Source organism: Pseudomonas sp. SID14000, from assembly GCF_002165135.1.
Classification (GTDB): Bacteria; Pseudomonadota; Gammaproteobacteria; order Pseudomonadales; family Pseudomonadaceae; genus Aquipseudomonas.
Map to the genome: position 1 here is coordinate 137710 of NZ_NFZQ01000009.1, position 11356 is coordinate 149065.

Below are 11356 nucleotides of genomic sequence, written 5' to 3' on the forward strand. Positions count from 1 at the left end.
CGTTGCTCTCACTCGCGGTGCTGTACTTGTGGAAGCGGGTTTACCCGCGAAGACGCCCTTGAGTTTGAGGCAGGTGCAGCACCGCCCCCCAATGCCCCCTAATGGTGCAAGTGCGGCGCATACCGATCGTCGGGTGTCGTTATCAGTGTGGGCATTGTCGGTGACACTCAAGAGTGTCGTTTCTGGGCATCCTGGGCCATGCGTGTCACCAAATTGCTCAGCCGTTACACGCACAACGCCTAGCACGCCTGTTTTGCGAAGATTGGCCAATTCGGTCAAAGCACCTGATTTGCCTGATAAAGGCGTCGTTTTCAGGTTTTTTTGGATAGCCGTTCAATTTCAGGCACGGCGTTTGCGTTGAGATTGGCACCAAAGCCCCTGCACATGAAACCGGGGCCATACATAACAAGAAATCAGTGCCCGCCTGAGGCACACCCTGCATTTGTGTGAGGAGAAATCGCGATGACGTCGTACACCTCCGGGAACCCAACCCAGAACCGCACAGCACCCCAGTCCATCGGGTTTCTCCTATTGGACAATTTCACCCTGATTTCCCTGGCATCGGCCGTCGAGCCGCTGCGCATGGCCAACCAGCTGTCCGGCCGCGAGCTGTACCGCTGGCACACACTGACCGCCGATGGTGGGCAGGTATGGGCCAGCGATGGCTTGCAGATAACTCCTGACGCCGCCATGCACAGCGCGCCTCCCATCGATACCGTGATTGTTTGCGGCGGCGTGGGCATCCAGCGCAGCGTTACCCGCGAGCATGTCACCTGGCTGCAAACCCAGGCCCGTCAGTCGCGCCGCCTGGGCGCGGTATGCACTGGCAGTTGGGCCTTGGCGTGTGCCGGGCTGCTGGATGGTTTCGATTGCAGTGTGCACTGGGAATGCCTGGCTGCGATGCAGGAGGCTTTCCCGCGCGTCAATATGAGTACTCGCCTGTTCACCCTTGACCGTAACCGCTTCACCAGCTCCGGCGGCACTGCGCCCCTGGACATGATGCTGCACCTGATCAGCCGCGACCACGGCCGTGAACTGTCGGCCGCGATCTCCGAAATGTTCGTCTACGAGCGCATCCGCAACGAGCAGGATCACCAGCGCGTGCCGCTCAAGCACATGCTTGGCACCAACCAGCCGAAGCTGCAGGAAATCGTCGCGCTGATGGAGGCCAACCTCGAAGAGCCGATCGATCTGGACGAATTGGCGGTATACGTGTCGGTATCGCGCCGACAGCTCGAGCGCCTGTTCCAGAAGTACCTGCACTGTTCGCCGTCGCGTTACTACCTGAAGCTGCGCCTGATCCGCGCGCGGCAACTGTTGAAGCAGACGCCGATGTCGATCATCGAAGTGGCGTCGGTGTGCGGCTTCGTGTCTACCCCGCACTTCTCCAAGTGCTACCGCGAGTACTTCGGCATTCCGCCGCGTGATGAGCGCGTGGGCTCCAATACCGCCCAGCAGGTGGCGATGATGCCGATCCCGCAGGCCATGACCCTGTCGCCGCACAGTGGGCCGATGGCGGCCCTGAGCCAGGCGCGCAATGAGTCGACCTTTGCCAGTGTAAGGCTCTGAAACGACGCCGGCCTCTTCGCGGGTTTACCCGCGAAGAGGCCGGTGCAGGAAAACTCAGTCAGCCGCGCTTGTTGAACTGCGCCAACGCCGGCAACAGTTGTTTGTCGATGGCCTGGCGTACCGCCGGCAGGATCGTCGCGCTACCGGTATACATCTGCTCCACCATTCCCTTCAGCGCCCGTGCATTGGGCTCGGTCAGCCCACGCACCACCGCTTCACAGGCCTGCTCGGCGCTGGCCCCGGCCGGAATCTCGAACCCGCGCGCGCGCAGGTGGCCTGCCAGATCGTCCTGGTCAATCAAATCCGCATGCATCATGGCTGTTGTCCCTTTTATCGCTAAGAGAGTGCTGCTGTGATTTACGACCGATTCTGTGACGCTGGCGACATACCCGCAACAACAGAATGGCGCCATGGCTGCTTTGGCTAAGAACAGGTCGTTTCCGGCTAAATCCACCGTTCGGGAAGTGCGCACACTCAAGCCATCTACCGCAACGAAGGGTTTGGTCACCCACGTTAGTGCATGGATGTTGCTCGCTCTTGGCCCCGGATGCTCACGGCTTTCCGGGGTTATTTTTTGCCCGAAGCAACACCGCCGCCGCTGTTGGCACACTGTCATACTCAATACTTGAAGGCTTGCATGCCCTCTGTGGGAGCGGGTTCACCCGCGAATGCGTCGGTAGCTTCGTCATCGCATTCGCGGGTGAACCCGCTCCCACAGGGTACGCAGTTTTGTTCAGGACCGGGTGTTCAAACCCATCATGCGTCCGAGGAACTCGGCCGGTGGCAGATCCTGTTGTTCATCCACCAACCCCTGCAGCAATCCGGCACTACGCTCACTGAACGGTGCCGACTTCGGCCCCGCCAGGTCCACATGCAGCAGCATCTGCTCGCTGGCTGCCAGTGCCTCGTCGAGCCCCGCTCGGTGCAGGCTGTGGTAGACATGCAGGCGCTTGCGATCGAAGCCGATGATCTGCGTCTGCACCCACACCTCGGTACCCAGCTTGACTTCGTGCAGGTAGTTGATGTGCGCCTCCAGGGTGAACAGCGAATTACCGCTCTGCCCACGGCTGTCGGCATCCAGGCCGATGCGCTCCATCAGCGCATCGGTGGCGTAGCTGAAGATCAGCAGGTAGTAGGCATCACGCAGGTGCCCGTTGTAGTCGACCCAGTCCTCCTGGACTGGGGTGCGGTAGGTGATCAGTGCGGGCATCGCGGTCTCCTCAGTCGCCGAAAGCCATACCGTGCCGGGCCTTGCTGGTCTTTACCGCTTCCAGTACTGCCAGCAGAGTGTCATCACGATAGCGCTCCAGCGCGGCAATGCTGCGTTCGCCCAGTTGTTCCGTGGTGCCTTCGACCACGTCGTCGATCAGCTTGTCGGTCAATTCCGGCGCCGGCAGGTAGGTCCATGGCAGCTTCAGCGCCGGACCGAACTGGGCCATGAAGTGACGCATGCCAGCGTCACCACCGGCCAGGGTGTAGGTGAGGAATGTGCCCATGAACGACCAGCGCAGGCCGGCGCCGAAGCGGATGGCATCGTCGATCTCGCCGGTGCTGGCCACGCCGTCGTTGACCAGGTGCAGGGCCTCGCGCCACAGGGCTTCGAGCAGGCGGTCAGCGATGAACCCGGGCACTTCCTTGCGCACATGCAGCGGGCGCATGCCCAAGGCAGTGTAGATGGTCCTGGCAGCTTCGATGGCCTCGGCAGCGGTGCGATTGCCGCCGACGATTTCCACCAGCGGCAGCAGGTACACCGGGTTGAACGGGTGGCCCACCACACAGCGCTCGGGGCGGGTAGCCGACTCATAGAACTCGCTGGGCAGCAGGCCCGAAGTGCTGGAACCGATGATCGCGTCGGGTTTGGCCGAAGCGCTGATCTTTGCGTGCAGGTCGAGCTTCAGGTCCAGGCGCTCAGGTGCGCTTTCCTGGATGAAGTCGGCGTCGCGGACGCATTCCTCGATGGTGGTGACGAACTTCAGGCGGTCTTGTGATGCACCTGGGGCCAAGCCTTGTTTTTCCAGTGCCGGCCAGGCGTTGGCGATGCGTTTGCGCAAGGCCTGCTCGGCACCAGGCGCCGGGTCCCAGGCGACCACGTCCAGGCCGTGGGCAAGGGCGCGGGCGACCCAGCCGCTACCGATCACGCCACTACCCAGGGCGGCGAAGGTCTTGATCTCGGTGATGAAGGTCATATTGGTCTCCTGAAAGGATCAGCGGCGTTTGAGGTTCATCTTTTCCCGGCCTTCGGCCGGGGTCAGCACACGGGCGCCAAGGCGCGAAATGATCTCCACCGCGCGCTCGACCAACTGGCCGTTGCTGGCCAGCACGCCACGGTCCAGGTACAGGTTGTCCTCCAGGCCCACCCGCACGTTGCCGCCCAGCAACACCGCCTGTGCGGCCATCGGCATCTGCATGCGGCCGATGCCGAACCCGGCCCAGGTGACGTTGGCCGGCAGGTTGTCGACCATCGCCTTCATGGTGGTGGTATCAGCCGGTGCGCCCCACGGAATGCCCAGGCACAGCTGGAACAGCGGGTCGTCGAGCAGGCCTTCCTTCATCATCTGCTTGGCGAACCACAGGTGGCCGGTGTCGAATATTTCCAGCTCGGCTTTCACCCCCAGTTCGGTAATGCGCTTGGCGCCGGCGCGCAGTTGCGCCGGGGTGGAGACGTAGATCGAGTTGCCGTCGCCGAAGTTGAGCGTGCCGCAATCGAGGGTGCAGATTTCCGGCAGCAACGCTTCGACGTGTGCCAGGCGCTCCAGCGGGCCGATCAGGTCGGTGCCCGGGCCGAATTCCAGCGGTGTTTCGCCCGGGCCGATTTCCAGGTCGCCCCCCATGCCGGCGGTAAGGTTGACGATGATGTCCACGTCGGCTTCGCGGATGCGCTCCATGACTTCGCGATACAGCGCCACGTCGCGGCTGAAGCGGCCGGTTTGCGGGTCGCGGACGTGACAGTGAACCACGGTGGCGCCGGCCTTTGCGGCCTCTACGGCAGACTCGGCGATCTGCTTGGGGGTGACTGGTACAAGGTGGCTTTTCGAAGCGGTGTCGCCGGCGCCGGTGAGGGCGCAGGTGATGATGACGTCGTGGTTCATGGCGGGGTTCCTTGTGGTGTCTGGTGGCCTTTTCGCGGGTAAACCCGCTCCCACAGGGGACGATGTTGCCCCTGGCATGTGCATGACTTGTGGGAGCGGGTTTACCCGCGAATGGGTCGGATCAGTTGGCGCTGAGGTTGAGGTTGTCGGCAGCCGGCTTGCCATCGAAGGTGGTCACACCCTCCAGCCAGCGGGCCTTGTCCTCGGGGTGGTCCTTGAGCCACTGGCGGGCCGATTCCAGCGCATCCTTGTGGTCGAGCAGCGGCTGCATCATGCGGCTCTCGTCCTCTGCGCTGAAGTTCAGGTTGGCCAGCAGGCGGTGGGCGTTGGGGCAGCGTTCGGCGTAGTCCGGCGCGGTCACCGTCCACACTGTCGCGCGGCCTTCGTCAGGGCCCAGGGCATCCTGGCTGTCGCCCAGGTAGACCATGTCGATGTTCACGTTCATCGGGTGCGGCGCCCAGCCGAAGAACACCACGGCCTCCTTGCGCCGCACCGCGCGATCGACGGCGGCGAGCATGCCGGCCTCGCTGGACTCGACCAGCTGGAACTTGCCCAGGCCGAACTGGTTCTTGGCGATCATCGCCTTGATCTGGGTATTGGCGCCGGAGCCCGGTTCGATGCCGTAGATTTTCCCGCCCAGTTCCTTCTCGAACTTGTGGATGTCGGCAAAGGTCTTCAGGCCCTTGTCGGCCAGGTACTTGGGCACTGCCAAGGTGGCGCGGGCGTCTTCCAGGCTGGGCTTGTCGAGCACCTTGACTTGCTTGGCGTCGACGAACGGGGTGATGGTCTGGGTCATGATCGGGTTCCAGTAACCCAGGAACATGTCCAGGCGTTTGTCGCGGATGCCGGCGAAGATGATTTGCTGCGAAGCACTGGTCTGTTTGGTCTGGTAGCCAAGGCCATCGAGCAGCACCTGGGCCATGGCGCTGGTGGCAATGACGTCGGTCCAGTTGACCACGCCCAGACGGACGTTCTTGCAGGCCGCGGGTTCGGCGGCATAAAGCGGGGAAGCGACGATAGTGCTCAGGGCTACGGACAACAGGCTGCGGCGGATCAAGCGTTGCATGGTGGCTCTCCATCGGCAGGGCGTTTTTTTATAGGGGCCGGCCTCTCTGGGCCGTGTGAACACGCTACGCTGCTGCCAGGGTGGAAAATCGCACCCTGGCGACCAACAATTGCACGGAGGCGACCACCTATGTCGTGGAGCATGCAATGCCGCAAATCATCCATTTCCTGCTGTTGCCCGGTTTCTCGGCGATTGGCTTCATCAGCGCCCTGGAGCCACTACGGGTGGCAAACCGTTTCAAAGGCCCGTCATACAGCTGGCAGGTGCTGAGCCTGGATGGCGGTGCGGTGCAGGCCAGCAATGGCATGTCGGTGAACGCCGATGCGGCGCTGGCAGCGGCTGCGCCTGGCGGCGTGCTGCTGATAGTGGCCGGTTTCGATCCTCTGGCCTGCTACGGGCCAACCTTGCAACAAGCCTTACGCCGCCTCGACCGCGACGGGGTGATACTGGGCGGCATCGACACCGGAGCGGTGGTGCTGGCCGAGGCTGGCCTGCTGGATGGCCACCGCGCCACAGTGCATTGGGAGGCGCTCGAAGCGTTCAAGGAGAACTACCCGAACCTGCAGGCGACCCAGGAGCTGTTCGAGATCGACCGGCGGCGTATCACCTGCGCCGGAGGTACGGCTTCGATTGACCTGATGCTCGACCTGATTGCACAAGCCCACGGCAGTGAACTCGCGGTGCAGGTATCGGAGCAGTTCGTACTCGGGCGTATCCGTCAGCGACAGGACCACCAACGCATGCAGATCGCCAGCCGCTATGGCATCAGCAACAAGAAGCTGGTGAAGGTGATTGGCGAAATGGAGCGCAACACCGAGCAGCCGCTCAATACCCAGGTGCTGGCTGAAGCGGTGCAGGTGACCCGGCGTCAGTTGGAGCGGCTGTTCCGCGTGCACCTGGACGACACACCCAGTGGGTTCTATTTGCGACTGCGCCTGGACAAGGCTCGGCAGCTGTTGCGCCAGACCGATATGAGTGTGCTGGAGGTGGGGGTGGCGTGCGGGTTCGAGTCGGCTTCGTACTTTACCCGGTGCTATCGGGCGCGGTACCAGCGTTGCCCGCGGGAGGACCGGTTGGCCCGGGTGGTTTGATTTCCTCCTGTTCTGGCCTCTTCGCGGGTAAACCCGCTCCCACCTGCGAGGCCCTGTGGGGCGTGCCCGCGAAGAGGCGGCTACAGGCTTACTGCTGGCCGATGGACTGCAGGTACTCCGAGCGGTCATCACTGCGCTGCGCCACGCAGGTATCCCACGCCGCCTCGAACGCCTTGCTGCCGGGCTTCTCGGCATAGGTCTCGACCTTGCAGTCGGCATCGCGCAGCTGCGCCCACAGCTTCTCGGCCGCGTCCATGCGCCCGACCAGCGCGGTGGCCTGGTCGCTTTCGTCGGCATACTGGTCGCGGATGCGCTGGATCAACTCGTCATACGCCGCTTTCAGCTCGCGTTCGGCGGTCTGCTTGTTGAACGCAGCGCAAGCGTAGGTCTGCTGGTCGGTCTCGACGTTGTCGCACGGGGTGCTTTCCTCCTCGCCGGCCTGGGCGCCCGATACGACAGCCAGCAATACCAGCCATGCCATTGATTTCATCCGTTTTCTCCTCATCAGGCTGACGAATCGCTGGGATTCTCGCTCAGCCGCAGGCAAGGCGGTAGCTCCCTGACGAAATGTTCATAAAGCCGCCGGAAACGTCGTTATCGAGACTGTCTCTCATCGCCAGACACCGCGCCAGAAGGCCTGTTGTCGCGCATTGACGCTTTCGGCAAACCCCCTGTCGTTTTTGCATCGGGGCGCCGTTGGGCACAGGCATATGCTGGCCCCAAAGCGCCGGCAATAAGGTTTGGCGCAAACCCATTCAATAAAAGGGGACAGCCTGATGAGCCCAGCCGAACTTCACGCCGACAGCATCGTCATCGACGGCCTGATCATTGCCAAATGGAACCGCGAGCTGTTCGAGGACATGCGCAAAGGCGGGCTGACTGCGGCCAATTGCACGGTGTCGGTCTGGGAAGGCTTCAAGGCAACCGTCGACAACATCGCCGCCAGCCAGAAGCTGATCCGCGAAAACAGCGACCTGGTGATGCCGGTGCGCACCACCGCCGACATCCGCAAGGCCAAGGAACTGGGCAAGACCGGCATCCTCTTTGGCTTCCAGAACGCCCACGCCTTCGAAGACCAGATCGGCTATGTCGACGTGTTCAAGCAGCTGGGCGTGGGTATCGTGCAGATGTGCTACAACACCCAGAACCTGGTGGGCACCGGCTGCTACGAGCGTGACGGTGGCCTGTCGGGCTTCGGCCGCGAAATCGTGGCCGAAATGAACCGCGTCGGCATCATGTGCGACCTGTCCCACGTTGGCTCCAAGACCTCCGAGGAAGTCATCCTCGAGTCGAAAAAGCCGGTCTGCTACTCGCACTGCCTGCCATCGGGCCTGAAAGAGCACCCGCGCAACAAGTCGGACGAAGAGCTGAAGTTCATCGCCGACCACGGCGGCTTCGTTGGCGTGACCATGTTCGCGCCGTTCCTGGCCAAGGGCATCGACTCGACCATCGACGACTACGCCGAGGCCATCGAGTACACCATGAACATCGTTGGTGAAGATGCCATCGGTATCGGTACCGACTTCACCCAAGGCCACGGCCAGGACTTCTTCGAGTACCTGACCCACGACAAGGGTTATGCCCGTCGCCTGACCAACTTCGGCAAGATCATCAACCCGCTGGGCATCCGCACCGTGGGTGAATTCCCCAACCTCACCGAAACCTTGCTCAAGCGCGGCCACTCCGAGCGCGTGGTGCGCAAGATCATGGGCGAGAACTGGGTCAACGTCCTCAAGGACGTGTGGGGCGAGTAAGCCGCTCTCCAAGCCTGAAAGCCCCTGCCAGCAACGCCGGGGCATCCCGAAAAAATTTTTATGGAGTTGAGTTTCCATGGCCAAGATCGCCCCGCAATTGCCAATCGAAGTCGACAGCGAGACCGGTGTCTGGACCAGCGATGCCCTACCGATGCTGTATGTGCCACGCCATTTCTTCGTCAACAACCACATGGGCATCGAAGAAGTCCTGGGTGCTGAAAAGTACGCCGAGATTCTCTACAAGGCCGGCTACAAGTCCGCCTGGCACTGGTGTGAAAAAGAAGCCGAGTGCCATGGCCTTGAAGGCGTGGCGGTGTTCGAGCACTACATGAAGCGTCTGAGCCAGCGTGGTTGGGGCCTGTTCGAGATCCAGGACATCGACCTCGACAAGGGTACCTGCAGCGTCAAGCTCAAGCACTCCGCGTTCGTGTACGTATATGGCAAGTGCGGTCGCAAGGTCGACTACATGTTCACCGGCTGGTTCGCCGGCGCCATGGACCAGATTCTCGCTGCCCGCGGCAGCTCGATCCGCACTGTGGCCGAACAGGTCTATGGCGGGTCGGAAGAAGGCCACGAAGATGGCCTGTTCGTCGTCAAGCCGTTGTAAGCCGGAGATAGCGTCATGGCATTCGAAGCAATGTTCCAGCCGATCCAGATCGGCAAACTGACCATCCGCAACCGTGTGCTCAGCACCGCGCACGCCGAGGTCTACGCCACTGACGGCGGCATGACGACCGACCGCTACGTGAAGTACTACGAAGAAAAGGCCAAGGGCGGTATCGGCCTGGCGATCTGCGGCGGCTCGTCGGTGGTGGCCATCGACAGCCCGCAGGAATGGTGGTCGTCGGTCAACCTGTCGACCGACCGCATCATCCCGCACTTCCAGAACCTGGCCGACGCCATGCACAAGCATGGCGCCAAGATCATGATCCAGATTACCCACATGGGCCGTCGCTCGCGTTGGGACGGCTTCAACTGGCCGACCCTTATGTCGCCGTCGGGTATCCGTGAACCCGTGCACCGCGCCACCTGCAAGACCATCGAGGTGGAAGAGATCTGGCGCGTGATCGGCAACTACGCGCAAGCTGCCCGCCGCGCCAAAGAAGGCGGCCTGGACGGTGTGGAGCTGTCGGCCGTGCACCAGCACATGATCGACCAGTTCTGGAGCCCGCGCGTAAACAAACGTACCGATGAATGGGGCGGTACCTTCGAAGGCCGCATGAAGTTCGGCCTGGAAGTATTGAAAGCCGTGCGTGCCGAAGTCGGTGACGACTTCTGCGTGGGCATGCGTATCTGTGGTGACGAGTTCCACCCCGATGGCCTCAGCCACGAGGACATGAAGCAGATCGCCGCCTACTACGACGCCACCGGCATGATCGATTTCATCGGCGTGGTCGGCTCGGGCTGCGACACCCACAACACCCTGGCCAACGTCATCCCCAACATGAGCTACCCGCCGGAGCCGTTCCTGCACCTGGCCGCCGGCATCAAGGAAGTGGTCAAGGTCCCGGTGCTGCACGCGCAGAACATCAAGGACCCGAACCAGGCCACGCGCATCCTGGAAGGTGGCTATGTCGACATGGTCGGCATGACCCGCGCGCACATCGCCGACCCGCACCTGATCGCCAAGATCAAGATGGGCCAGGTTGACCAGATCAAACAGTGCGTCGGTGCCAACTACTGCATCGACCGCCAGTACCAGGGCCTGGATGTGCTGTGCATCCAGAACGCCGCGACCTCCCGCGAATACATGGGAGTGCCGCACATCATCGAGAAGACCACCGGGCCCAAGCGCAAGGTCGTCATCGTTGGCGCCGGCCCTGCCGGTATGGAAGCGGCCCGCGTGGCTGCCGAGCGCGGCCACGACGTGACCGTGTTCGAGAAGAAGGACCAGATCGGCGGGCAGATCACCATCGCCGCCAAGGCGCCGCAGCGTGACCAGATCGCCGGTATCACCCGCTGGTACCAGCTGGAGTTCGCCCGCCTGAAGATTGACTTGCGCCTGGGCACCGCCGCTGACGTGGCGACCATCCAGGACCTGCGCCCGGACATCATCGTGCTGGCGGTGGGTGGGCATTCCTTCCTGGAGCAGAACGAGCATTGGGGTGCCGCCGAAGGGCTGGTGGTCAGCAGCTGGGACGTGCTCGACGGCAAGGTTGCGCCGGGCAAGAACGTGCTGGTGTACGACACCATCTGCGAGTTCACCGGCATGTCGGTGGCTGACTTCATCGCCGACAAGGGCAGCCAGGTCGAGATCGTCACCGACGACATCAAGCCGGGCGTGGCCATGGGCGGTACTACCTTCCCGACCTACTACCGCAGCATGTACCCGAAAGAAGTGATCATGACCGGCGACATGATGCTGGAAAAGGTCTACCGCGAAGGCGACAAGCTGGTTGCAGTGCTGGAGAACGAATACACCGGCGCCAAGGAAGAGCGCGTAGTCGACCAGGTGGTGGTAGAGAACGGCGTGCGTCCTGACGAACAGCTGTACTACGCGCTGAAGGAAGGTTCGCGCAACAAAGGCCAGATCGACGTGGAGGCGCTGTTCGCCATCAAGCCACAGCCGATCCTCAGCCAGCCGGGCGAAGGCTACCTGCTGTACCGCATCGGCGACTGCGTGGCCCAGCGCAACGTGCATGCGGCGATCTACGACGCCTTGCGCCTGTGCAAGGACTTCTGATCGCACTGGCATGAACACCGCCCCCGAGGGCGGGATTGGCCCCCTGTGGGAGCGGGTTTACCCGCGAATGCGTCAGCACTGACAACACCGTTGCCTGACCGGAC

The 11356-nt window shown here is 62.5% G+C and carries 11 protein-coding genes; 5 read left to right on the forward strand and 6 right to left on the reverse strand.

Annotated elements, in window-relative coordinates; translation table 11 throughout:
- Nucleotides 1-462 precede the first annotated feature (462 nt).
- The gene (locus CAY82_RS15250; RefSeq protein WP_015268639.1) at nucleotides 463-1569 is read left to right on the forward strand and encodes a GlxA family transcriptional regulator; all 1107 of its coding nucleotides are present in this window, start codon (nucleotides 463-465) and stop codon (nucleotides 1567-1569) included.
- A 58-nt stretch (nucleotides 1570-1627) separates the two neighbouring features.
- On the opposite strand, the gene CAY82_RS15255 is transcribed toward CAY82_RS15250, so the two are convergent.
- From CAY82_RS15255 to choX, 5 genes are all read right to left on the reverse strand, one after another.
- Nucleotides 1628-1885, reverse strand: a complete 258-nt coding sequence (locus tag CAY82_RS15255; protein WP_087501958.1) for a hypothetical protein — start codon at nucleotides 1883-1885, stop codon at nucleotides 1628-1630.
- 417 nt (nucleotides 1886-2302) lie between these two features.
- Nucleotides 2303-2779, reverse strand: coding sequence for a thioesterase family protein (locus tag CAY82_RS15260; RefSeq protein WP_087501959.1), 477 nt, complete (start codon nucleotides 2777-2779; stop codon nucleotides 2303-2305).
- Nucleotides 2780-2789: 10 nt separating this feature from the next.
- Nucleotides 2790-3755 carry an L-carnitine dehydrogenase gene (locus CAY82_RS15265; protein WP_087501960.1) on the reverse strand — a complete coding sequence of 322 codons (966 nt, stop codon included), beginning with the start codon at nucleotides 3753-3755 and terminating at the stop codon, nucleotides 2790-2792.
- Nucleotides 3756-3773: 18 nt separating this feature from the next.
- Nucleotides 3774-4658: a 3-keto-5-aminohexanoate cleavage protein gene (locus CAY82_RS15270; RefSeq protein WP_046614490.1), complete on the reverse strand. Its 885-nt coding sequence runs from the start codon at nucleotides 4656-4658 to the stop codon at nucleotides 3774-3776.
- A 121-nt stretch (nucleotides 4659-4779) separates the two neighbouring features.
- Nucleotides 4780-5724: a choline ABC transporter substrate-binding protein gene (gene choX / locus CAY82_RS15275; protein ID WP_087501961.1), complete on the reverse strand. Its 945-nt coding sequence runs from the start codon at nucleotides 5722-5724 to the stop codon at nucleotides 4780-4782.
- A gap of 146 nt (nucleotides 5725-5870) precedes the next feature.
- On the opposite strand from choX, the gene CAY82_RS15280 reads away from it, so the two are divergent.
- Nucleotides 5871-6815, forward strand: a complete 945-nt coding sequence (locus CAY82_RS15280) for a GlxA family transcriptional regulator (RefSeq protein ID WP_087501962.1) — start codon at nucleotides 5871-5873, stop codon at nucleotides 6813-6815.
- A gap of 88 nt (nucleotides 6816-6903) precedes the next feature.
- Here the strand turns inward: CAY82_RS15280 and CAY82_RS15285 are convergent, their stop codons facing one another.
- Entirely contained in the window at nucleotides 6904-7305 is a 402-nt protein-coding gene (locus tag CAY82_RS15285; RefSeq protein WP_087501963.1) for a lysozyme inhibitor LprI family protein, read from the reverse strand.
- 286 nt (nucleotides 7306-7591) lie between these two features.
- Here CAY82_RS15285 and CAY82_RS15290 point away from each other — a divergent pair, with 286 nt between their 5' ends.
- From CAY82_RS15290 to dgcA, 3 genes are all read left to right on the forward strand, one after another.
- Nucleotides 7592-8569, forward strand: a complete 978-nt coding sequence (locus CAY82_RS15290) for a dipeptidase (RefSeq protein ID WP_087501964.1) — start codon at nucleotides 7592-7594, stop codon at nucleotides 8567-8569.
- Between the two features lie 76 nt (nucleotides 8570-8645).
- Nucleotides 8646-9176, forward strand: coding sequence for a DUF5943 domain-containing protein (locus CAY82_RS15295; protein ID WP_087501965.1), 531 nt, complete (start codon nucleotides 8646-8648; stop codon nucleotides 9174-9176).
- Nucleotides 9177-9191: 15 nt separating this feature from the next.
- Nucleotides 9192-11252 carry a dimethylglycine demethylation protein DgcA gene (gene dgcA / locus CAY82_RS15300; RefSeq protein WP_046614485.1) on the forward strand — a complete coding sequence of 687 codons (2061 nt, stop codon included), beginning with the start codon at nucleotides 9192-9194 and terminating at the stop codon, nucleotides 11250-11252.
- The last annotated feature ends 104 nt before the right edge of the window (nucleotides 11253-11356 follow it).